We start from the raw sequence: 21,326 nt of genomic DNA, 5'->3' as shown, positions 1-21,326 counted from the left end.
CACGGCATGAGGAAGAACATGCCCGTGCGCCGAATGGACCTGGGGTACTTCATCCGGCCCGCAGTCGAGACGGAGACCCCGCACCCGCGAGTGGAGCCCGTGCTGGCCTATCTCGTGCAGCACGACCGGGGTCTGATCCTCTTCGACACGGGGATGGGCTCCGCGGACACCGAGACCGAAGCGCATTACCGGCCCCGACGCCGTGTGCTGCCAGACGCCCTGGCGGCGGCGGGAGCGGCCCCCGGCGACATCTCACTCGTGGTCAACTGCCACCTGCACTTCGACCACTGCGGCGGGAATCCTCTGCTGAGCGGCAAACCCATCCTGGTACAGGACTCGGAGTTGGCCACGGCCCGCCGAGGCGACTACACCTTCGACGAGCTGATCGACTTTCCCGGCGCGACCTACGAGGAACTCACCGGCGAGGCCGAGATCTGGCCGGGAGTCTGGATCGTTCCGACTCCGGGACACACCGAGGGGCACCAGTCCCTGGTTCTCCGCCAAGGCGACGGCACCGTGGTCCTTGCCGGCCAGGCACACGACTTCGCGTCCGAGTTCGCGTCGGACCACCTGGCTCGCCAGGCCGCACTCGACGCCGCCGAACAACCGCTTCCCGCCTACCGGCCCTGGCTGGACCGGCTCACCGACTTCGATCCCCGACGCGTGCTCTTCGCCCACGACTGCTCGGTCTGGGAACCGTCACACGGCGCCTTCTCGGCGTGGCCTTCGGCACCCGCTCCTTGATGACCTCCGGCACGCGAGCCGACCCGGGCCGGGGAAGCATGAGTCCACCCGACTGGTACCAGGAACTTGTACCGGTCGAGTGGTACGGTTCTTCTGTACGAGTCGATACGAGCCTGTACGGGGCGGTACGAGTCCGTACGAGACCTGGAGGAGGGGTCCCATGTCCATCACCGCCAGCGAGGCCCGAGCCAGGCTTTTCCCGCTGATCCAGCAGGTCAACGACGACCATGAGCCCGTCGAGATTACCTCCAGGGGCGGCAACGCCATACTGATGTCCGCCGACGACTTCCGTTCCTGGCAGGAGACCGTCTATCTGCTGCGTTCGCCGGCCAACGCCGCCCATCTCATGGCAGCCGTCGCCGCGGACAAGGCCGCCGACACCCCGATGATCACCAAGAGCATGGACGAGCTGGAGGCTCTGGCGGAGGACGGGGAGTGAGGGACGTACGGTTCCGCCCCAGCGGGTGGGAGGACCTCCTGTACTGGCAGTCCGCCGACAAGAACCTGTTCCGCAAGCTCGTGCGTCTGATCGGCGAGATCCAGCGCGACCCCTTCACCGGTATCGGAAAACCGGAGCCGCTGAAGGGCGACCTGTCGGGCTACTGGTCACGCCGGATCGACGACGAGCACCGCCTTGTCTACCGGGCCACGGAGAAGGAAATCGTGATCATCAAGGCCCGGTACCACTACTGACGTCCATGTGTTCGGTCTTCCCCCGGCTCGGCCGCAGTCCGGCGCCTTTGCCGCCACCGGTCAGATCAGCCTCATCTCCTGGCTCAGGGCGGTGAGTTCATCGGCCGCGGCACGCCGGGCGTGCTCGTCGTCCCCTGGCGAGGTCGGCGGTGCCGGTGTTTCCGGAGCCCCGGTGGCCACGACGGCCCAGACCGTCTTGCCGGGGGCGCCGGGCCTCGGGACCGTTCCCCACTCCTTGGCGAGGGAGACGACGAGGAGGAGCCCCCGGCCGCCGTCCTCCCCGGTTCCGGCGTCCCATACCGCGGGCAGCCGCTCACCCCGGGCATCGCTGACCTCGACGCGTACACACCCGTCGCCCTCCCTGCTCAGCCGCAGCTCGGCGTCCCGGCCCGGGACCCGGCCGTGGGTGACGGCGTTCGCGGCCAGCTCGGCGACGACCAGCTCCACGGCGTCGTGGACGGGTGTGCCGTAGCCCCACTACAAGAGCAGCTACAGCTCAGGCAGCGGCGGTGACTGCGTCGAGATCGCGGGAGCCGGTCCGGCAGTGCTGATCCGCGACTCCAAGCGGCCGGACGCGGCGGTTCTCAACGTTCCCGCCGACCAGTGGACGGCGTTCGTGCGGATGGCCGTACACGGTTGACGTGGCCGAGGGGCGGTAGGGAGCCGTTGAGCCCCCTTACCGCCCTTCATCGCGGTCGTCGACGCCGCCGTCCGCTTCCGCCCCACCCGGTGATTTTGGCGGCGGGTCGGGAGTACCCGGTCGGGGGCAACCTGTCTACTGCTCCAACTCGTCCAGCGCCCCCAGCTGTTGCAGCAGCCCCAGCTGGTCGTGCTGCCACCACGCCTCGGCGACCTTGCCGTTGTCGCCGAAGCGGAAGACGGTCATGCCGGTCATGCTGACCTGCCGGCCGGTGGGCGCGATGCCGAGGAACTCGCCCCGGTGCGTGGCGGTCCAGGTCCAGCGGGCGCAGACCCGGCTGCCCTGCGCCATCAGGTCCTCGACCGTGAACGAGGCGTCGAAGGCGTCGCGCCACATCCGGAAGTCGCGGCGGATGGCGTCCAGGCCGATGGTGACCTGGGGGTTGACGGGGTCGTGGCTGTGGCAGTCCTCGTCGATCAGGTCGTTGAGCGGCGGCAGCTCACCGGCGGCCGTCAGGGTGCCGTAGAAACGGCGCACGGCGATCTCGTGGAGCTGCTCGTCCCGCACCACGTCCAGGTCCGTGAACGTGGGCATCTCGTCGCACAGGGCGACCAGGCCCCGGAAGATCTCGTCGGTCTCCGGCAGGTTCGAGCTCCGCATCGCCTCCTCGTACGACGGGAACTCCACCAGCTCGACGACGTGGGCCCCGTCCGACCGGTCCTTGCCGACGACCGTGTGTGTCGCGGTCCGCCTGCCCCCGGTCTTCTCGACCCAGTCGTCCAGCAGCCGGTTCATCTCCTCGAATCGGCTCGTCCTGCAGTCGATGAGCTGTACGAAGGTCATGACGCGCCTCCGGTCCCCTGGCCCGGTCTGGTGTTCCGTCGGTGCCATTTTCCCACCGGGGCGCCTCCGTCACCTCCGCACCGTCACCTGCGTACCGTCACTGCGGTCCGTACTTGCGGCCCGTCTTCGAGGTGATCCCGCCCAGCAGGCCGCGCGGTGCCACCTTCACCAGGCCCATCAGCGCCTTGTACCGCGGGTCCGGGACGGACAGGGTCTTGCCGTGGGCCAGGTCCGTCAGCGCCGCCGCGACCAGCTTGTCCGCGTCCAGCCACATCCAGTTCGGGATGTTGTCCGTGCCCATTCCGGCCCGCTCGTGGAACTCGGTGCGCACGAAGCCGGGGCACAGCGCCATCAGCCGTACGCCGCTGCCGGCCAGGTCGCGCGCCGCGCCCTGGGTGAACTGCACGACCCACGCCTTCGACGCGCCGTACGTGCCGCGCGGCACGAAGGCGGCCACCGAGGCCACGTTCACCACGCCGCCCCGGCCGCGCTCGCGCATCGCCGCGGTCGCCGCCGACGTCAGCCGCAGCACCGCCTCGATGTGCACCTTGAGCATCCGGAGCTCGTCGGCCATCGACACGTCCAGGTAACGGCCCTTGTTGCCGAAGCCCGCGTTGTTGACCAGCAGGTCCACGGGGTCCTTGCGGTCGCTCAGCCGGGCGGCGACCGCCTCGATGCCCGCGTCCGTCGCCAGGTCGGCCGTCAGCACCTCCGCCTCGATGCCGTGCCGGTCGTGCAGTTCCGTGGCCTGCTCCGTCAGACGCTCGGTGGTGCGCGCCACCAGCACGAGGTTGTGCCCGTCGGCCGCCAGCCGCCGCGCGAAGGCGGCGCCGATGCCCGCGGTCGATCCCGTAATCAGAGCCGTTGTCATGGCGAAAGATTAGTGGTCCACGGGGCCCCCTCCCGATCTCTGCACAGGCCCTCCCGATCGGTGACGGACAGGTGACCGCCAAGACGGTGACACGCGGTCAGGTCAGCCCACCTGGTCCGGCGCGTGCCCGGACGCATGCTCCCGCGCGTACTTCTCGGCCGTCGCCAACGCCTCCGGGTGCAGCGCCGTACCCGCCGCGAGCAGCCGGGGCAGCAGTGGGCGCTCGGTCGTCATGGCCCGGAACTCCAGGCCCACGGTCACGTCGTGGTCCGGACGGTGCACGATCTCGACGGGGTCGCCCGCCCGGATCTCACCGGCTTCGAGCACCCGCAGATAAGCGCCCGGCGCCGCCCTGCGCGTGAACCGCTTCACCCATCCCTTCTCACCCAGATGGCCCTGGAAGGTCCGGCAGGGAATCCGCCCGCTGGTGACCTCCAGGAGCACCGAGGGGCCGAGCGGCGAGCCGATGCGCCAGCGCTCGCCGATTCGCGCGCCGGTGATGTCCAGCCCGAGCGTGGTGAGGTTCTCGCCGAAGGCGCCGTTGGCCAGGGTCCGGCCCAGCTCGCCCTCCCAGGCGTCGAGGTCCTCGCGCGCCACCGCGTACACCGCCTGGTCGTCGCCGCCGTGGTGCCGCGTGTCGCACACCGCGTCCCCGGCCAGCCCGCTCCCGCCGATCCCCTTCGGCCCCGGCGCCGACACCTTGACCGGCCCGTCCACCGGCCGCTTGCCGATGCCGGTCACGCCTTCCGGCTGGTCGGTATACGGCACGGCCTCGGCGCGGCCCAGGTTCACTGACAGAAGCTCCATGCGGGCACCGTAGGCGAACGGCGGTCAAAGTGTCGACGTGACAATTCACCGCTCGTCCAAGTTTCACTTATGCTCGGTGGTGTGATCGAGGCTCGTCATCTCCGTGTGCTGCGTGCCGTGGCCACCACCGGTTCCTTCTCCGCGGCGGGGCGTGAACTGGGCTGCACCCAGCCGGCCGTCAGCCAGCAGATGAAGGCCCTCGAGGCGGCCGTCGGCACCCCGCTGCTGGTCCGGGCCGGCCGCGAGATGCGCCTGACCCAGGCCGGCGACGCGCTCGTCCGGCACGCCACCGGCATCCTCGCCGGGCTCACCGCCGCCGAGGAGGAGGTCGCCGCCATCGCCGGGCTGCGGGCCGGGCGGGTACGGCTCGTCTCCTTCCCCAGCGGAAGTTCCACGCTCGTGCCCACCGCGCTCGCCGCGCTGCGCGCCGCGCACCCCGGCACCCGGGTGTCCCTGGAGGAGGCCGAGCCGCCGAGGTCCGTCGAACTGCTGCGCCAGGGCGACTGCGACGTGGCGCTCGCCTTCCGCTACGAGGGGGCCGCGGACGCCGGGGAGTGGGAGGACCTCGTCGTACGGCCGCTGCTGACCGACCGGCTGGTGGGGCTGGTGCCCGAGCGGCACCGGCTGGCCCGCGCGGGGTCCGTCGCCATCGGCGAGCTCGCGGGCGATCCGTGGATCGCGGGCTGCCCGCGCTGCCGCGGCCAGCTCGTCCAGGTGTGCGAGGGTGCCGGCTTCACGCCCCGTATCGACTTCGCGACCGACGACTACCCGGCGGTGGTCGGCCTGGTGGGTGCGGGACTGGGGGTCGCGGTCCTGCCCCAGCTCGCGGTCGAGTCGGTACGGCCCAGAGGCGCGCGCACCGTGGAGCTGGAACCGGCGGTGCGGCGGGAGATCGTCGCCCTCACGCTGCCCGACCTGGCACAGGTGCCGGCGGTGGCGGCGACGCTGGAGGAGCTGGTGCGGGCCGGGGCCCGCTGAGAACAAGCCGGCACAAGGGGATCGGCTGGCGCGAGGGCACGCGTGGCGCGTGCCCTGCTGCGGCTTGACGCGAACGGATAAGAAAAAACGTTCCTTCAGTTGTCCGAGGCGGTGTCCCCGCTGGTCGACGACGCCGACACCAGCCGGTTCCGTGCCCGCCCCATGAGCTCTTCGCGCTCGTCCTCGGTCAGGCCTCCCCACACTCCGTACGGCTCGCGCACCGCCAAGGCGTGCGCCGCGCACTCCGCACGGACGGGGCACCTCATGCAGACCTCCTTGGCCGAGTTCTCTCGAGCGCTCCGAGCCGCCCCGCGCTCGCCCTCGGGATGGAAGAAGAGCGAGCTGTCGACCCCACGGCAGGCAGCCAGCAACTGCCAGTCCCACAGGTCCGCGTTCGGTCCGGGAAGGCGGGAGAAATCTGCCATTACGTGACCCCTTGTAGCCGTTCGTGGCGGATACGTGGCAACGACCGTACATCTCCGATCTAAGGAGATGAAAATATGACTCATTGCGAATCTAGCTCCAGACACCGAGAAACGGGAAGAAAAGGGGCTAAATGGGGCATAGCTTGTGATGAAAAGTTGAGGGTCTGACGTTCATGTCTGCTCTGTGTCCGCTCCCTCACGTAGAGTGCCGAAGACGGCGTACAGCCCCGTAACTCTTTCGAGTGACCGTCGTTGAGAGTGCGGAGGCGGTTGAGAACACAAGCGCTCGGGCGGGCGTCCGAGACGGTCGACCGCACAGGTGACGATTCCGTACCAGCCTGGAGGCTCAAGGTGACGCGCATCAGCTGCGGAGGACGGCCATGACATCCGTCCTCGTCTGCGACGACTCCCCGCTTGCCCGAGAGGCGCTGCGTCGCGCGGTCGCGACCGTGCCCGGCGTCGAGCGCGTGACGACGGCGGCCAACGGCGAGGAAGTCCTCCGCCGCTGGGGCGCCGACCGCTCCGACCTCATTCTCATGGACGTGCGCATGCCCGGACTGGGCGGCGTCGAGACCGTCCGGCGCCTGCTGTCCGCTGACCCCGGCGCGCGCATCATCATGCTCACCGTCGCCGAGGACCTCGACGGCGTGGCGCTCGCCGTGGCCGCGGGCGCCCGCGGGTACCTGCACAAGGACGCCTCCCGTGCGGAGCTGCGGGCCACGGTGACACAGGCCCTCGCCGACCCCACCTGGCGGCTCGCCCCGCGCCGGCTGCGGTCGGCCGAGATGGGCGCCGCACCCACGCTCACCGCGCGGGAGATCCAGGTCCTGGAGGGCATGAGCCACGGCCGCTCCAACGCGGAGATCGGCCGTGAGCTGTTCCTCTCCGAGGACACCGTCAAGACCCACGCCCGCCGGCTGTTCAAGAAGCTCGGCGCCTCGGACCGCGCGCACGCGGTGGCCCTCGGTTTCCGCTGGGGCCTGGTCCGCTAGGACGCGCGCGGATCCCGGTCCGGGCCGCCCCGGACCGGCGTACTGGAACGCGACGCCACCCCCACGCGCGGCGACGAGCGTGGGGGGCGTCCGCCGGCCGGTCGTGCGGATCCGTGCCGCTCGCACCTCTCCGCACGGGTTCTGCTCTCCGGCCCCGGGCGGCCGGGAGGCGACGAGCGGCCGTCGCGGCCCTGTGGGAACGTGGGCTCGGACCGCGCGTGACGTGCCATACCGCATCGCGGACGCCGGTGGCAAAGCGCCCCGCCCGGCGCCTGCTGCTCGTTTCGCCGCGGATGACGCATCCTTGAGGGTGTGGAGTTCCTCGCGGACGAGTTGGTCGAGCGGAAGGGGAGGGCGCAGGGGATGAGCTTCGGCGCACCTGCTCATAACGCTTCGGTGCACAACCACGAAGGCGGTGCCACGGAACGGACGACGTCAAGGCACCATGGACCGATGCGCGACGACCAGGCGGCACTTGCGATCGGTGCGCTCGTCCACCGCGCCGTCGACGGTGACGAGCAGGCCACGCACGACCTGCTCGCCCGGGTGCACCCGCTGGCGCTGCGCTACTGCCGCACCCGGTTGTCCCGGCTCCCGGGCGACGCCCGGCACTTCGTCGAGGACCTGGCCCAGGAGGTCTGCGTCGCGGTCCTGCTGGCCCTGCCCCGCTACAAGGACACCGGCCGCCCCTTCGAGGCCTTCGTCTTCGCCATCGCCGCCCACAAGGTCGCCGACCTCCAGCGCGCCGCCATGCGGCACCCGGGCTCGACGGCCGTGCCCTCGGACGAGATGCCGGAACGCCCGGACGACTCCCTCGGCCCCGAGGAGCGCGCCCTGCTCAGCAGCGACGCCGAGTGGGCCAAGAAGCTGCTGGCCAGCCTCCCGGAGAACCAGCGCGAGCTGCTGCTGCTGCGCATCGCGGTGGGGTTGACCGCGGAGGAAACGGGACAGATGTTGGGAATGTCACCAGGCGCGGTCCGGGTGGCCCAGCACCGGGCGCTCAGCCGGTTGCGTGCCCTGGCCGAACAGTAGGCGGCGGTCCCGTCCTTCGCCCACCGCTCCGGACCAACACGTGCCGGGGCTCGGCCGTGCACGCCGGGACGCGTGCCCGAGGCTCGTGCGGGGGCGCATGGCGGGACGATTCCGTACGAAGGTACGAAGTGCGGAGCCGCCCGGAATCGTGGAATGAGCAACGCGTGCTTCCCGTTAGCATGGACATCCGCACCGATCAAGGCCATCTGGGGAAGGTGTCATGACTGCCAACGTCGACGGAGTGCCCGAGAAATTCGCGACACTCGGGCTGACCTACGACGACGTGCTCCTCCTGCCGGGTGCATCCGAGGTGCTCCCCAACGCGGTCGACACATCGTCCCGTATCTCCCGCAACGTCCGGGTCAACATCCCGCTGCTCTCGGCGGCGATGGACAAGGTGACCGAGTCCCGCATGGCGATCTCGATGGCCCGCCTGGGCGGTGTCGGTGTGCTGCACCGCAACCTCTCGGTCGAGGACCAGGTCAACCAGGTCGACCTGGTCAAGCGGTCCGAGTCCGGCATGGTCACCGACCCCATCACGGTGCACCCGGAGGCGACGCTCGCCGAGGCGGACGCCCTGTGCGCCAAGTTCCGCATCAGCGGCGTGCCCGTCACCGACCCGGCCGGCAGGCTCCTGGGCATCGTCACCAACCGTGACATGGCCTTCGAGACCGACCGCAGCCGCCAGGTGCGCGATGTGATGACGCCGATGCCGCTGGTCACCGGCAAGGTCGGCATCTCCGGCGTCGACGCCATGCAGCTGCTGCGCAAGCACAAGATCGAGAAGCTGCCGCTCGTCGACGACCAGGGCATCCTCAAGGGCCTGATCACCGTCAAGGACTTCGTCAAGGCGGAGCAGTACCCGAACGCGGCCAAGGACTCCGAGGGCAGGCTGCTCGTCGGTGCCGCGGTGGGCGCCAGCCCCGAGGCCCTGGAGCGTGCCCAGGCGCTCGCCGAGGCCGGGGCGGACTTCCTGGTGGTCGACACCTCGCACGGCCACAACAGCAACGCGCTGAGCTGGATGTCGAAGATCAAGTCGAGCGTGTCCGTCGACGTGATCGGCGGCAACGTCGCCACGCGCGACGGCGCGCAGGCCCTGATCGACGCCGGTGTCGACGGCATCAAGGTGGGTGTGGGCCCCGGCTCGATCTGCACCACGCGCGTGGTCGCCGGCATCGGCGTCCCGCAGGTCACCGCCATCTACGAGGCGTCCCTCGCCGCTCGCCCGGCGGGCATCCCGCTGATCGGCGACGGCGGCCTGCAGTACTCCGGCGACATCGGCAAGGCGCTCGCCGCCGGCGCCGACACGGTCATGCTGGGCAGCCTGCTCGCGGGCTGCGAGGAGTCGCCCGGCGAGCTGCTCTTCATCAACGGCAAGCAGTTCAAGTCCTACCGGGGCATGGGCTCGCTCGGCGCCATGCAGTCCCGCGGCCAGGCGAAGTCGTACTCGAAGGACCGGTACTTCCAGGCCGAGGTCGCCTCCGACGACAAGCTCGTGCCCGAGGGCATCGAGGGCCAGGTGCCCTACCGCGGCCCGCTGGCCAACGTCCTGCACCAGCTCGTCGGCGGTCTGCGCCAGACCATGGGCTACGTGGGCGCGGCCACCATCGAGGAGATGGAGTCCAAGGGCCGCTTCGTCCGGATCACTTCGGCGGGCCTGAAGGAGTCCCACCCGCACGACATCCAGATGACGGTCGAGGCGCCGAACTACAGCAGCAAGTAGGCGGCAGGCCGTGCGGGGCGGCTCCGGGAGCATCCGGAGCCGCCCTTGCCATGGGTGTCGGCGATACTGGAAGACGCTGCAACGCATCAGGGAAAGGCCACAGACGTGACTGAGATCGAGATCGGGCGCGGCAAGCGCGGCCGCCGGGCGTACGCCTTCGACGACATCGCCGTCGTCCCCAGCCGCCGTACGCGGGACCCGAAGGAGGTCTCGATCGCCTGGCAGATCGACGCCTACCGCTTCGAGCTTCCCTTCCTGGCCGCCCCCATGGACTCGGTCGTCTCCCCGGCCACGGCCATCCGGATCGGCGAGCTGGGCGGCCTGGGCGTGCTCAACCTCGAGGGCCTGTGGACGCGGTACGAGGACCCGCAGCCGCTGCTCGACGAGATCGCGGAGCTGCCCGCCGAGGCCGCGACCCGCCGCATCCAGGAGATCTACGCCGCTCCCATCAAGGAAGAACTGATCGGCGCGCGGATCAAGCAGGTGCGCGACTCGGGCGTGGTCACCGCGGCCGCGCTCTCCCCGCAGCGCACCGCCCAGTTCTCCAAGGCCGTCGTGGACGCGGGCGTGGACATCTTCGTCATCCGCGGTACGACGGTCTCGGCGGAGCACGTGTCGTCCTCGCACGAGCCGCTGAACCTCAAGCAGTTCATCTACGAGCTCGACGTCCCGGTGATCGTCGGCGGCTGCGCCACCTACACCGCGGCCCTGCACCTGATGCGCACCGGCGCGGCCGGCGTCCTGGTCGGCTTCGGCGGCGGCGCCGCGCACACCACGCGCAACGTGCTCGGCATCCAGGTCCCGATGGCCACCGCGGTCGCCGACGTGGCCGCCGCGCGCCGCGACTACATGGACGAGTCCGGCGGCCGGTACGTGCACGTGATCGCGGACGGCGGCGTCGGCTGGTCCGGCGACCTGCCCAAGGCGATCGCCTGCGGTGCCGACTCCGTGATGATGGGCTCCCCGCTGGCCCGCGCCACCGACGCGCCCGGCAAGGGCCACCACTGGGGCATGGAGGCCGTGAACGCGGAGCTGCCGCGCGGCCAGAAGGTCGACCTCGGCACGGTCGGCACCATCGAGGAGGTCCTCACCGGCCCCTCGCACACCCCCGACGGCTCCATGAACTTCTTCGGCGCCCTGCGCCGCGCCATGGCCACGACCGGCTACAGCGAGCTCAAGGAGTTCCAGCGGGTCGAGGTGACGGTGGGCGACTCGCAGCACAAGCGGTAGCCACACCGCGGTCACGGTCACGGTCCACAAAAGGGGCCCGGTCACTCGCTCACGCGGGCGACCGGGCCCCGTTGGGTCGCCACCAGCCGTTGGGGGCGAAGCATCCGTGCGCCCCCTTCACAGCCGATGCGCCGCCCCCGTGGGCGCGGCTCCCTGGGTGTCCAGGAGCAGCTGGGCCTTCACCGAGAGGCCCTGGAGGTCGTACGTGCGGTGCTGCTGGAGCAGGATCGTCAGGTCGGCGTCCGCGACCGCCTCGTAGAGGCCGTCCGCGCGGGGCACCGGCCGGTCGTGGACTCTCCACGCGGGCACGTACGGGTCGTGGTAGCTCACCGAGGCGCCGAGGCCCGTCAGCCGGACGGCGATCTCCTCGGCGGGCGTGCCCTGGAGGTCGGCGAGGTCGGCCTTGTACGTGACGCCGAGCAGCAGGACCCGGGCGCCGCGGGCCGACTTGCCGTGCTCGTTCAGCAGGGCGGCGGCGCGCTGGACGACGTAGCGCGGCATGCGGCCGTTGACCTGTTCGGCGAGTTCCACCATCCGCAGCCCGCAGCCCGCGTGGCCGGCCAGGTCCTGCGGGAGGCCGTGCCCGCCGACGCCGGGGCCGGGGCGGAAGGCCTGGAAGCCGTACGGCTTGGTCTCCGCGCAGCGCACGACGTCCCACAGGTCGACGCCCAGGTCGTGGCAGAGCACGGCCATCTCGTTGACCAGGGCGATGTTGACGTGCCGGTAGTTGGTCTCCAGGAGCTGGACCGTCTCCGCCTCCCTCAGCCCCCGTGCGCGTACCACCTTGTCGGTCAGCCGCCCGTAGAAGGCCGCGGCCGACTCGGTGCACGCCGGGGTGAGGCCGCCGATCACCTTGGGGGTGTTGGCCGGGGTGACGTCGCGGTTGCCGGGGTCCACGCGGCTGGGCGAGTAGGCGAGGTGGAAGTCGCGGCCCGCCCGCAACCCCGAGCCCTTCTCCAGGAGCGGGAGCAGGAACTCCTCCGTGGTTCCGGGGTGCGCGGGCGACTCCAGGATCACGGTGATGTGCGGGCGCATCTGCCCGGCGAGCGTGCGAGCGGCGGCCTCCACCTGGCTCAGGTCGAGCCCGCCGTCCGCGCCCCGCGGGGTCGGCGCGCAGATCACCGCGGTGCGCACCCGGCCGAGTTCGGCCGGATCGGTGGCCGGCCGGAAGCCCCCCGAGAGCATCCGGCGCAGTTCGGCGGGGCTGAGGGAGCCGGACTCGTTCCCGGTGCGGTACCCGAGGGTGGGGATGCCGGCACAGACGGCGGCCTGGGCCAGGGGCAGGCCGAGCGGGCCGAGTCCGATGACGGCGAGATCTGCGGGCATGGCGTGGGCGGTCCTTCCCGATAACCGAGGCGTGGCAGGCGCGCAAGTCCTGTGGACAGGACGAGCGAGCGCAATGTCAGACTAGGAGTAAATATGACCGTTATGTGGGATTGACCAGCGTGTTTCTCGGTCCACCCGCCGAGTTGTCCACAGGGCGGGGGCGACTGGTGGCTGAAGGCGGGCAACCCGGTCAGAATTTGGGCATGGGGAGGAGGCGGGGGGACACGCTAGAGGCATGGGGGACGGGAACGGGCTTCGCCCGACGGGTGCGGCCGGCGCGAGCGACAGCGGGAGGCAGCGGTGAGGACAGCGACTCTGGGGCCGGCGCAGCGCGCCGAGGCACTGGCGGCAATGGCCGAGCGGGAGCTGGACATCCTGGTCGTGGGCGGAGGCGTGGTCGGAGCCGGCACCGCCCTGGACGCCGTCACCCGCGGTCTGGCCACCGGGATAGTGGAGTCACGTGACTGGGCGTCGGGTACGTCGAGCCGGTCCAGCAAGCTGATACACGGCGGACTGCGCTATCTGGAGATGCTCGACTTCGCGCTGGTCCGGGAGGCGCTGAAGGAGCGCGGCCTGCTCCTCGAACGCCTCGCCCCGCACCTGGTCCGCCCGGTGCCGTTCCTCTACCCGCTCCAGCACCACGGCTGGGAGCGCCTGTACGCCGGGTCCGGCGTCGCCCTGTACGACGCCATGTCGATGGCCCGCGGTCACGGCCGGGGCCTGCCCATGCACCGCCACCTGACCCACCGTCAAGCACTGCGGGTGGCTCCCTGCCTGCGCAAGGACGCCCTGGTCGGCGCCCTTCAGTACTACGACGCCCAGATGGACGACGCCCGCTTCGTGGCCACCCTGGTGCGCACGGCGGCGGCGTACGGCGCGAAGGCCGCCAACCGCGCCCGCGTCACCGGGTTCCTGCGCGAGGGCGAGCGGGTCGTCGGCGCCCGGGTGCGGGACGTGGAGGGCGGCGGCGAGTACGAGATCCGCGCACAGCAGATCGTCAACGCCACGGGGGTGTGGACCGACGACACCCAGGCGATGGTGGGGGAGCGCGGCCAGTTCCACGTCCGGGCCTCCAAGGGCATCCACCTCGTCGTGCCCAAGGACCGCATCAACTCCGGCAGCGGGCTGATCCTGCGCACCGAGAAGTCCGTGCTCTTCGTGATCCCCTGGGGCCGGCACTGGATCGTCGGCACCACCGACACCGACTGGGACCTCGACAAGGCCCACCCGGCCGCCTCCAGTGCCGACATCGACTACCTCCTCGACCACGTCAACTCGGTACTGGCGGTGCCGCTCGGCCGCGACGACGTGCAGGGCGTGTACGCCGGCCTGCGGCCGCTGCTGGCTGGCGAGTCCGACGCCACCAGCAAGCTGTCGCGCGAGCACACCGTGGCCCATCCGGTGCCCGGCCTCGTCGTGGTCGCGGGCGGCAAGTACACGACCTACCGGGTGATGGCCAAGGACGCCGTCGACGAGGCGGTGCGCGGTCTCGACATGCGCGTCGCCGACTGCGTCACCGAGGAGATCCCGCTGCTCGGCGCCGAGGGCTACCCGGCCCTGTGGAACGCGCGGGCGCGCATCGCCGCCGAGCACGGCCTCCACGCGGTGCGCGTGGAGCACCTGTTGAGGAGGTTCGGGTCGGCGGCGCGGGAGGTTCTCGCCCTCGTCGCCGAGGACCCGACGCTGGGCGCCCCCCTCAAGGCCGCCGACGACTATCTGCGCGCCGAGATCGTCTACGCCGCCTCCCACGAGGGCGCCCGGCACCTGGACGACGTGCTGACCCGGCGCACCCGCATATCCATCGAGACCTTCGACCGGGGCACGCGCAGCGCCCGGGAGGCCGCCGAGCTGATGGCGCCGGTGCTGGGCTGGGACAAGGACCAGATCGAACGCGAGATCGAGCACTACGAGAAGCGGGTGGAGGCCGAGCGGGAGTCGCAGCGCCAGCCCGACGACCTGACGGCCGACGCGGCCCGGCTGGGAGCACCGGACATCGTGCCGTTGTGAACCCGCCCGGGGCCGGCCCACCGCCCCGCACGAGACGCACGACACGTGCCGCGAGGCCCCCGGCGCGGTTATGGCAGGAATGGTCCGAAGGGTCGACACCCTTGGCTTCCCTGTTGTCACGGCCCGTCATTCCCACGCGTCTCAAAGGCTGTTCGACCCTGCCCGGACAGTTTCCCCAGGGGCCCCCTGGGCGTCGCGTGCTCGCCGGGTGAGAGAGAATGGAGGCTCTGTCAGGGCGGGTTGCATGAGGGGACGCATGTCGGACGCGGAGCGGACGGGAACACCCCGTCAGGACACTCGTCAGGACTCTCTGCAGGACAGGAGCGAGCGCCTTCTCGCCGGGCGCTACCGACTGGGGGACGTGCTCGGCCGCGGCGGCATGGGCACGGTGTGGCGGGCCGAGGACGAGACCTTGGGCCGGACCGTCGCCGTCAAGGAGCTGCGGTTCCCGACGAACATCGACGAGGACGAGAAGCGGCGGCTGATCACGCGCACGCTGCGCGAGGCCAAGGCGATCGCGCGCATCCGCGACACCAGCGCGGTCACCGTCTTCGACGTGGTCGACGAGGACGACCGCCCGTGGATCGTGATGGAACTCGTCGAGGGCAAGTCGCTCGCCGAAGTCATCCGCGAGGACGGGCTGCTGAAGCCGCGGCGGGCGGCCGAGGTCGGGCTCGCGGTCCTCGACGTGCTGCGCTCCGCGCACGCCCAGGGCATCCTGCACCGCGACGTGAAGCCGTCCAACGTGCTCATCGCCGACGACGGCCGGGTCGTCCTCACCGACTTCGGCATCGCGCAGGTCGAGGGCGACCCGTCCATCACCTCCACCGGCATGCTCGTCGGCGCCCCCTCCTACATCTCGCCGGAGCGGGCCCGCGGGCACAAGCCCGGCCCGGCGGCCGACCTGTGGTCGCTCGGCGGCCTGCTGTACGCGTCGGTGGAGGGCACGCCGCCGTACGACAAGGGCTCGGCGATCGCCACCCTGACCGCGGTGATGACCGAACCGCTGGAGGAGCCCAGGAACGCCGGCCCGCTCAGGGACGTCATCCACGGCCTGCTCAACAAGGACCCGGTCGAGCGGCTCGACGACGCGGGCGCCCGGGCCATGCTCAACGCCGTTGTCAACGCGCCCGAGCCGAAGGGCGACGAGCCGGAGCCGCCCGCGGACGCGACCAAGGTCGTCCCGCTGCCCGCGCAGCCGGACCGGCGTACCCGCAAAGGCGGTTCGGCGGGTTCCGGCTCCGGTTCGGGTTCCGGAGGCAGGCGGGGCGAGGAGGCGGGCGACCGGGCCGGGCGGCCCAGTTCCGGGTGGCCCGTGATGACCCCGCCGGACCTGGACCTGCCGCCGCGCCCGGCGCCCAGGGCGTCGCTCACCGACGTGGTGCCGCGGCGGACGCTGGTGATCGTCGCGGTGGTCGTGGTGCTCGCCGTGGTCGGCGCCGTGCTGGCCTTCACGCTCGGTGGTGACGACAAGGGCGGCGACGACAAGAACGCGGCCGGCCGCACGGCCGCCACCGCCGGTGCGTCCGCGGACGCCTCCACCCGGCGGGACGCGACCGACGGTGCACGCACGGGCGGGGACCGGTCCGGCTCCGCGACGGAGGCCGACGGCGCCAGCGGCACGCCGGCCACGGCCGCCGACGCCGGGACGTCGGGTGAGGACTCCCCTTCCGGTTCCGCTTCCGGTTCCCACTCCGATTCCGGCTCCGGCGGTGACAGGTCCGGGGACGACGGCGGTGCCCCCGTGGCCTCGACGTACAAGGGTGCCCAGGGCTTCTCCATCGGGCTGCCCGCGGGCTGGAAGTACGCGAGCACCGACTCCGCGGGGGTCCGCTTCACCGGCCCCGACGGGCAGCGGCTGCTCGTCGCCTGGACGACCACGCCCAAGGGCGACCCGGTCGCCGACTGGACCAACCAGGAGAAGTACATGGTGCGCTCCCAGTACAAGCGGGTGCGCATAGAGAAGGTGGACTACCGCGACTGGAAGACCGCCGACTGGGAGTTCACCTACGTCGACGGCGGGACCAAGTACCGCACCATAGACCGCGGGTTCGTGGTGAACGACAGCCTCGGGCACGCGCTGATGTACAGCGCGAAGGCCGCGGCATGGGACAGCGACCTGCGCAAGAGCACCTGGAAGACGCTGACGGAGACCTTCCAGCCGAAGAAGTAGTGAGCGGACCGGTCCCGCCGCCCACCCCCGGGGCCCCGGCCCGGGTTCGGCGTGCGAGATCCGGCATCCCGTCATTGCGGGTTGCCTCCGGCACGTATCGTGAGTGGTTGCGGACCGTAAGCATCGGGAACGGGACGCGTGGCGAACGGAATTGACCGACCGTGCGGCCGGGGGAGGCAACGTGGACGACTATGCGGGCCGGGTTCTCGCCGACCGCTACCGCCTGCCGCTGCCTCCGTCCGACGAGTACGAACTGACCGAGACCCGGGCCTTCGACACCTACAGCGGACAGGAAGTCCTCCTGCGGCAGGTGCCGTTGCCCGAGGTGGTCGAGGCGGAGGTGCTCGACGCGGACGGGCTGCCCGACGGTTTCACCGCGCGCGACGGAGCCTTGCGGCGGGGACCGGCCCGTACCGGGCGTTCGGCGGGCGAGGCGCGCGGTGCGCGTACGGCGTCGCGGCGGCCCGCCGATCCGGCGGTGCGGCGGGCGGTGGAGGCCGCGCAGGCCACGGCGCGGATCCCCGACCATCCCCGGCTCGACCAGGTCTTCGACGTGTTCGCGGAGGGCGGCTCGCTGTGGGTCGTCAGTGAACTGGTCGCCGCGCGGCCGCTGGCCGCGCTGCTCGCCGAGAAGCCGCTGACGCCGTACCGGGCCGCCGAGGTCGCCTCCGACATCCTCATGGCACTGCGCGTGCTGCACGCCCACGGCTGGGTGCACCGCAACATCACCGCCCGAACGGTCCTGGTCTGCGACGACGGCCGCGTGATGCTGACCGGCCTCGCGGTCGGCGCGGCCGAGGAGGCCCTGTGCGGGTACGACCCGGTCCCGTTCGAGGGCGCCGGGGACGAGGGCGATCCGCACGGCGCGTCCGGCACGCCGGGCGGTTCCGCGGGCCCCGGCGGCGCGGCTGGTGCGGCGGGCCTCGGCGGACCCACCGGGGGCATGGGGGTTACGGGCGGTTTCGGTGGCTTCGCGGGCGGCGCGGGTGCTCCCGGGGGCGGCGCGGGCGCCGCGCCGGCCGATCCCGAGGCCGCGCGGCGGGTCGCGATCGAGGCGCGGGGGGCCGGGCCGTTGCCGCGGCCGGGCCCGGACGCGGGACCCGGCGCGCCGGGCACGCCCGCGATCCCCGGCCGGCCCGCGGTCCCGGGTGTGCCCGCGCGGCGGACACCCCAGACCGGCGGGGACATCAGGGCGGCGCGGGCCGGGGCGATCGCCGCGTACCGCGCCGGCGCGCGGGCGGCCGCCCGGGTGCAGGAGGCACAGCAGAGCGCACGCGCCGAACTGCCCGGCGCCCGCACGTCCGTCGAGGGCGACCCCCGAGCCGCCGGAACCGCCGTCCCCCCGGGCCAGATCGCCGACCCCTACGGCGTCCAGGCCCCCACCGGCCACGGCATCGGCTCCCATCCCCGAGCGGCCACACCGCTCCCACCCGCGCCCACCGGCGGTGAGCCGGGCTCGCACACGGCCCGCACCACAGAACGCGCAACCACCCCCACCCCGGAACCGGGAACCACCTCCGGCTCGACACCCGCCCCCGACATCGAGGGCCCGGACCCCGGCGGCCTGCCGGGCGTGGGCCCCGGGTTCTCGGGCGGAGGCGAGGATGCCGGGCGCGTGCCGGCCCGTTGGGGCGAATCCGTCGCCGGGGCCCCCGCGCGCCGGGGGCCCGCCACCGCGCTGGCCGCCGAGCGGGCGCGGCAGGTACGGATGGCCGTGGTGGGACCGGTGACCGAGCGCTGGGCGCCGGAACAGGCCGGGCCCGTGCACGAGAACTGGCAGCTGGCCGCACCCATCGGCCCGGCGACCGACCTGTGGGCGCTCGGGGCGCTGCTCTTCCGGGCCGTACAGGGACACGCGCCGTACCCGGAGGAGTCGACCGCCGAGCTGGTGCAGATGGTGTGCGCCGAGCCGCCCGCGTACGCGGAGGAGTGCGGGCCGCTGCGCCCGGTCGTGGAGTCGCTGCTGCGGCAGGATCCCACCGAGCGCCTCGACTTCGAGGAGCTGCGCGGCTGGCTGCGCTCGCTGGTGCGCTCCGCGCCCGAGCCGGAGGCCGGCGCGCACGTCATCGCCGCCCCGCCCGCCGACCCCAGCAGGCTGCCCGTCGTACGGCGCCGCGGCGAACTGGTGCGCAGGCGGCGCGCCGGGCTGCCCGCCGCGCACGGGCGGCACAAGCGGCAGTCTGGTTCGCCGCGGCGCCTGGGCCGCACGCTGCTTCTGCTCATCCTGCTGCTACTGGCCGGCGCCATCGCCTACGCCATGCTGTTCATGCCGAAGGCCGGCGACGGCGCGGCGGGCGGCGACCGCACCGGAACCGCGGGCGAGGCGAGCCCCGCACCGGCGCACTCGCACGGCGACGGCCTGAGCGCCGCCCCGCAGCCCGGCCGGACCTCGCCCGCGGCGGACAACAGCCCCTCGAGGAGCGCGGGTTCGGCCGAGGCCGAGACGCAGACGACCGCACCGGACGTCGCCGGCGGCTTCACGCTGCGCAAGGACCCCGCCGGCTTCCAGGTCGCCGTCGCCAAGGACTGGGCCCGTACGCCCGGGAACAACCAGGGCCAAGTGATCTACTCCCAGGGCGCGTTCGAGCTGATCGTGGTGCCCGGACGGGACACCGCGGCCGGGTTCGGCAGCGACCCGATGGTGTACCAGCGGGAGAAGGAGCGCGAGTTGCAGGGCTACCGCGACTCCAGCTGGGCCACCTCCACGGGCCTGCTGACCACTCAGGTCGGCGGACAGGTCATGGCCGAGGGGCAGTTCACCTGGACGGACGCGAGCGGGCGGCAGCTGTTCGTGCGCAACCTGGCCATCCTCGTCGACGGCAAGTACCACGTGGTGCAGGTACGGGGGCCGGAGGAACAGCGGGACCGGGTGACCACGCTGTACGAGCAGGCCTCGACGACGTACCGGTACACCGGCTGAACCGCCGGAACCGCCGGAACCGCCGGAACCGCCGGAACCGTCGGAATCCCGGCACCCGGCGAGCGACTACCGTCACAGGGAGGCCTTCTGGGGACCCCGCCGGTTCCCAGCCGGGGGGCCGGTCCCTACGCTGAGCCTGTCAAGACCACTGCGGGGAAACGTGAATCAGATGCAGGGCCTGCTCCTCGCGGGCCGCTACCGGCTCGCCGAAGCCATCGGCAGCGGCGGCATGGGCCGGGTGTGGCGCGCGCACGACGAGGTGCTGCACCGGGCCGTCGCCATCAAGGAGTTGACCGCCGCGCTCTACGCCGCCGGGAGCGACCAGGAGGTCCTGCTGGCGCGCACCAGGGCGGAGGCGCGCGCGGCGGCGCGGATCAACCACTCCGCCGTCGTGACCGTGCACGACGTACTGGAGCACGACGGCCGCCCGTGGATCGTGATGGAGCTGGTCGAGGGCCGCTCGCTGGCGGACGCGCTCAAGGATCGGGACCGCATGGACCCGGCGGAGGCCGCCCGGATCGGCCTGTGGGTGCTGCGGGCCCTGGGCGCCGCGCACGCCGCCGGGGTGCTGCACCGCGACGTCAAACCCGGCAACGTGCTGCTCGGCGAGGACGGCCGCGTCCTGCTGACCGACTTCGGCATAGCCCAGATAGAGGGCGACACGACCATCACCCGCACCGGTGAGGTCGTCGGCTCTGTCGACTACCTCGCCCCCGAGCGCGTCCGCGGCCACGATCCGGGCCCGGCCTCCGACCTGTGGGCGCTGGGCGCGACGCTCTACACCGCGGTGGAGGGCCTGTCGCCGTTCCGCCGCACCTCGCCGCTGAGCACCATGCAGGCGGTCGTCGACGAGGAGCCGCGCGACCCGCGGCACGCAGGACCGCTCGCCCCGGTCATCACCGCCCTGCTGTGCAAGGACCCGGCCGACCGGCCGCAGGCGGCGCAGGCCGAGCAGATGCTCGCCGAGGCGGCCGAGGGGCGCAGACCGAGCAGCGCGCAGGCGCACGTGCCCACGCAGCCGCTCGTCCTCCGCCCGGAGACGGCCGCGCATCCCGTCGCGGGGTCCCGGCCGTCGGGCACGACCCCGTACCCGGTGCCCCCGGCGGCCGCCGCACCCGCGGCGCAGCACCACCCGGTCCCGGTCCCCAGACGCCGCCTGCGCACCCTGGTCCTGGTCGTGGCCCTCGCCGCGCTCGTCGGCGGCGGCACCGCCGTGCTGCTGCAGAAGTGGGACCAGGACCGGCGGCAGGACTCCGGCGCCTCCCAGTCGGCTCCGCCGCAGACCACGCCGTCCACCTCGCCCTCCACCTCGCCCTCCCCCTCCGTCTCGCCCTCTCCCTCCGCCGACAACGCCGACGGCCTCCCGGCCGGCTGGGTGCGCGTCGACGACCCGTACGGCTTCAGCATCGCCGTGCCCGACGGGAGCTGGCAGCGGGAGGAGTTCGACGAGGCGACCCACCAGGTCGACTACACCCCCGACGGCGGCAAGCACTTCATCCGCGTCGCCGTGGACGACACGCCGGACTTCTCCACCGCTCACGAGCACCAGCTCGACCTGGACCAGCAGCTCCAGCGGCTGGTCGACTACCGGCAGGTGGGTCTGGAGCCGAACACCTACCGCGACTGCCCGGGCTCCCTGTGGGAGTACACATGGACGGCCCTGGCGAAGGACACGCCGTTCCCCGGCCCGCGCCACGCCATCGAGGAGACGTACTTCTCCCGCGAGGGCGTCGAGTACGTGATCTACATGTCCTCGCCGGAGGAGGACTGGGCGCGCACGCGGCAGCAGTTCCAGACCGTGCTCCAGAACTGGCGGCCGAGGGCCGGCTGACCCGGCCGGGCCGCACCGCCCGTGAGGGACCCCGCCCCCGCATTCCCGGACCACGGACACGACCCGTGCCGCCCGGATACGGAGCGAAAGC

General features: G+C 72.3%; 18 protein-coding genes and 1 pseudogene. 13 read left to right on the top strand and 6 right to left on the bottom strand.

Going from position 1 to position 21,326, the window contains the following annotated elements; genetic code table 11:
- Nucleotides 1-6 precede the first annotated feature (6 nt).
- The 3 genes from ACIHCX_RS24335 (at nt 7) to ACIHCX_RS24325 (ending at nt 1,437) form a co-directional block, all read left to right on the top strand.
- Nucleotides 7-744 (top strand): MBL fold metallo-hydrolase, encoded by a 738-nt coding sequence (locus tag ACIHCX_RS24335; protein ID WP_400032836.1) that lies wholly within the window; start codon nt 7-9, stop codon nt 742-744.
- 160 nt (nt 745-904) lie between these two features.
- On the top strand, nt 905-1,183 hold the full coding sequence (locus ACIHCX_RS24330) for a type II toxin-antitoxin system Phd/YefM family antitoxin (protein WP_358733949.1): 279 nt from the start codon (nt 905-907) through the stop codon (nt 1,181-1,183).
- The gene (locus ACIHCX_RS24325) at nt 1,180-1,437 is read left to right on the top strand and encodes a Txe/YoeB family addiction module toxin (RefSeq protein ID WP_400032833.1); all 258 of its coding nucleotides are present in this window, start codon (nt 1,180-1,182) and stop codon (nt 1,435-1,437) included. The genes ACIHCX_RS24330 and ACIHCX_RS24325 overlap by 4 nt, the downstream gene beginning before the upstream one ends.
- Nucleotides 1,438-1,497: 60 nt before the next feature.
- Here ACIHCX_RS24325 and ACIHCX_RS24320 read toward each other — a convergent pair whose 3' ends face one another.
- Nucleotides 1,498-1,884 carry an ATP-binding protein gene (locus ACIHCX_RS24320; protein WP_400032831.1) on the bottom strand — a complete coding sequence of 129 codons (387 nt, stop codon included), beginning with the start codon at nt 1,882-1,884 and terminating at the stop codon, nt 1,498-1,500.
- Nucleotides 1,885-1,930: 46 nt separating this feature from the next.
- Between ACIHCX_RS24320 and ACIHCX_RS24315 the strand changes: the two are divergent.
- A pseudogene (locus ACIHCX_RS24315) lies at nt 1,931-2,077 on the top strand (DUF397 domain-containing protein); the annotation flags it as partial.
- Nucleotides 2,078-2,212: 135 nt separating this feature from the next.
- Here ACIHCX_RS24315 and ACIHCX_RS24310 read toward each other — a convergent pair.
- From ACIHCX_RS24310 to ACIHCX_RS24300, 3 genes are all read right to left on the bottom strand, one after another.
- The gene (locus tag ACIHCX_RS24310; protein ID WP_400032829.1) at nt 2,213-2,920 is read right to left on the bottom strand and encodes an ester cyclase; all 708 of its coding nucleotides are present in this window, start codon (nt 2,918-2,920) and stop codon (nt 2,213-2,215) included.
- 97 nt (nt 2,921-3,017) lie between these two features.
- Nucleotides 3,018-3,791 carry an SDR family NAD(P)-dependent oxidoreductase gene (locus ACIHCX_RS24305; RefSeq protein ID WP_400032827.1) on the bottom strand — a complete coding sequence of 258 codons (774 nt, stop codon included), beginning with the start codon at nt 3,789-3,791 and terminating at the stop codon, nt 3,018-3,020.
- Between the two features lie 102 nt (nt 3,792-3,893).
- Nucleotides 3,894-4,598, bottom strand: coding sequence for an MOSC domain-containing protein (locus tag ACIHCX_RS24300; RefSeq protein WP_400032825.1), 705 nt, complete (start codon nt 4,596-4,598; stop codon nt 3,894-3,896).
- A gap of 81 nt (nt 4,599-4,679) precedes the next feature.
- Between ACIHCX_RS24300 and ACIHCX_RS24295 the strand changes: the two genes are divergently transcribed.
- Nucleotides 4,680-5,576, top strand: a complete 897-nt coding sequence (locus ACIHCX_RS24295) for a LysR family transcriptional regulator (RefSeq protein WP_400032823.1) — start codon at nt 4,680-4,682, stop codon at nt 5,574-5,576.
- Nucleotides 5,577-5,671: 95 nt separating this feature from the next.
- Here the strand turns inward: ACIHCX_RS24295 and ACIHCX_RS24290 are convergent, their stop codons facing one another.
- Nucleotides 5,672-6,001, bottom strand: coding sequence for a WhiB family transcriptional regulator (locus ACIHCX_RS24290; RefSeq protein WP_358733963.1), 330 nt, complete (start codon nt 5,999-6,001; stop codon nt 5,672-5,674).
- Between the two features lie 380 nt (nt 6,002-6,381).
- On the opposite strand from ACIHCX_RS24290, the gene ACIHCX_RS24285 reads away from it, so the two are divergent.
- From ACIHCX_RS24285 to ACIHCX_RS24270, 4 genes are all read left to right on the top strand, one after another.
- The gene (locus ACIHCX_RS24285) at nt 6,382-6,993 is read left to right on the top strand and encodes a response regulator transcription factor (protein WP_003948568.1); all 612 of its coding nucleotides are present in this window, start codon (nt 6,382-6,384) and stop codon (nt 6,991-6,993) included.
- Nucleotides 6,994-7,446: 453 nt separating this feature from the next.
- Nucleotides 7,447-8,025, top strand: coding sequence for a sigma-70 family RNA polymerase sigma factor (locus ACIHCX_RS24280; protein ID WP_400032821.1), 579 nt, complete (start codon nt 7,447-7,449; stop codon nt 8,023-8,025).
- A 220-nt stretch (nt 8,026-8,245) separates the two neighbouring features.
- Nucleotides 8,246-9,748, top strand: a complete 1,503-nt coding sequence (guaB, locus tag ACIHCX_RS24275; protein ID WP_400032819.1) for an IMP dehydrogenase — start codon at nt 8,246-8,248, stop codon at nt 9,746-9,748.
- Nucleotides 9,749-9,853: 105 nt separating this feature from the next.
- Nucleotides 9,854-10,978, top strand: coding sequence for a GuaB3 family IMP dehydrogenase-related protein (locus ACIHCX_RS24270; protein ID WP_400032817.1), 1,125 nt, complete (start codon nt 9,854-9,856; stop codon nt 10,976-10,978).
- A gap of 117 nt (nt 10,979-11,095) precedes the next feature.
- Here the strand turns inward: ACIHCX_RS24270 and ACIHCX_RS24265 are convergent, their stop codons facing one another.
- Complete coding sequence (locus ACIHCX_RS24265; protein ID WP_400032815.1) at nt 11,096-12,304, bottom strand: nucleotide sugar dehydrogenase; 1,209 nt, start codon at nt 12,302-12,304, stop codon at nt 11,096-11,098.
- 300 nt (nt 12,305-12,604) lie between these two features.
- On the opposite strand from ACIHCX_RS24265, the gene ACIHCX_RS24260 reads away from it, so the two are divergent.
- The 4 genes from ACIHCX_RS24260 (at nt 12,605) to ACIHCX_RS24245 (ending at nt 21,235) form a co-directional block, all read left to right on the top strand.
- On the top strand, nt 12,605-14,311 hold the full coding sequence (locus tag ACIHCX_RS24260) for a glycerol-3-phosphate dehydrogenase/oxidase (RefSeq protein WP_400032813.1): 1,707 nt from the start codon (nt 12,605-12,607) through the stop codon (nt 14,309-14,311).
- Nucleotides 14,312-14,567: 256 nt separating this feature from the next.
- Nucleotides 14,568-16,484 carry a serine/threonine-protein kinase gene (locus ACIHCX_RS24255; protein WP_400032811.1) on the top strand — a complete coding sequence of 639 codons (1,917 nt, stop codon included), beginning with the start codon at nt 14,568-14,570 and terminating at the stop codon, nt 16,482-16,484.
- Nucleotides 16,485-16,665: 181 nt separating this feature from the next.
- Nucleotides 16,666-19,404, top strand: coding sequence for a protein kinase (locus ACIHCX_RS24250; RefSeq protein WP_400032809.1), 2,739 nt, complete (start codon nt 16,666-16,668; stop codon nt 19,402-19,404).
- Nucleotides 19,405-19,573: 169 nt separating this feature from the next.
- Nucleotides 19,574-21,235 (top strand): serine/threonine-protein kinase, encoded by a 1,662-nt coding sequence (locus ACIHCX_RS24245; protein WP_400033297.1) that lies wholly within the window; start codon nt 19,574-19,576, stop codon nt 21,233-21,235.
- The last annotated feature ends 91 nt before the right edge of the window (nt 21,236-21,326 follow it).

Origin of the sequence: Streptomyces sp. NPDC052043 (genome assembly GCF_044548235.1) — a bacterium.
Classification (GTDB): domain Bacteria; phylum Actinomycetota; class Actinomycetes; order Streptomycetales; family Streptomycetaceae; genus Streptomyces.
Note: the sequence above shows the minus strand (reverse complement) of the source record. Positions and strands in the feature narration are given on the sequence as shown.

Coding starts and splice junctions, on each gene's coding strand:
- ACIHCX_RS24245 (WP_400033297.1), top strand. CDS start 19,574: ATGCAGGGCCTGCTCCTCGCGGGCCGCTACCGGCTCGCCGAAGCCATC.
- ACIHCX_RS24335 (WP_400032836.1), top strand. CDS start 7: ATGAGGAAGAACATGCCCGTGCGCCGAATGGACCTGGGGTACTTCATC.
- ACIHCX_RS24330 (WP_358733949.1), top strand. CDS start 905: ATGTCCATCACCGCCAGCGAGGCCCGAGCCAGGCTTTTCCCGCTGATC.
- ACIHCX_RS24290 (WP_358733963.1), bottom strand. CDS start 6,001: ATGGCAGATTTCTCCCGCCTTCCCGGACCGAACGCGGACCTGTGGGAC.
- ACIHCX_RS24300 (WP_400032825.1), bottom strand. CDS start 4,598: ATGGAGCTTCTGTCAGTGAACCTGGGCCGCGCCGAGGCCGTGCCGTAT.
- ACIHCX_RS24280 (WP_400032821.1), top strand. CDS start 7,447: ATGCGCGACGACCAGGCGGCACTTGCGATCGGTGCGCTCGTCCACCGC.
- ACIHCX_RS24305 (WP_400032827.1), bottom strand. CDS start 3,791: ATGACAACGGCTCTGATTACGGGATCGACCGCGGGCATCGGCGCCGCC.
- ACIHCX_RS24255 (WP_400032811.1), top strand. CDS start 14,568: ATGTCGGACGCGGAGCGGACGGGAACACCCCGTCAGGACACTCGTCAG.
- guaB (WP_400032819.1), top strand. CDS start 8,246: ATGACTGCCAACGTCGACGGAGTGCCCGAGAAATTCGCGACACTCGGG.
- ACIHCX_RS24310 (WP_400032829.1), bottom strand. CDS start 2,920: ATGACCTTCGTACAGCTCATCGACTGCAGGACGAGCCGATTCGAGGAG.
- ACIHCX_RS24285 (WP_003948568.1), top strand. CDS start 6,382: ATGACATCCGTCCTCGTCTGCGACGACTCCCCGCTTGCCCGAGAGGCG.
- ACIHCX_RS24265 (WP_400032815.1), bottom strand. CDS start 12,304: ATGCCCGCAGATCTCGCCGTCATCGGACTCGGCCCGCTCGGCCTGCCC.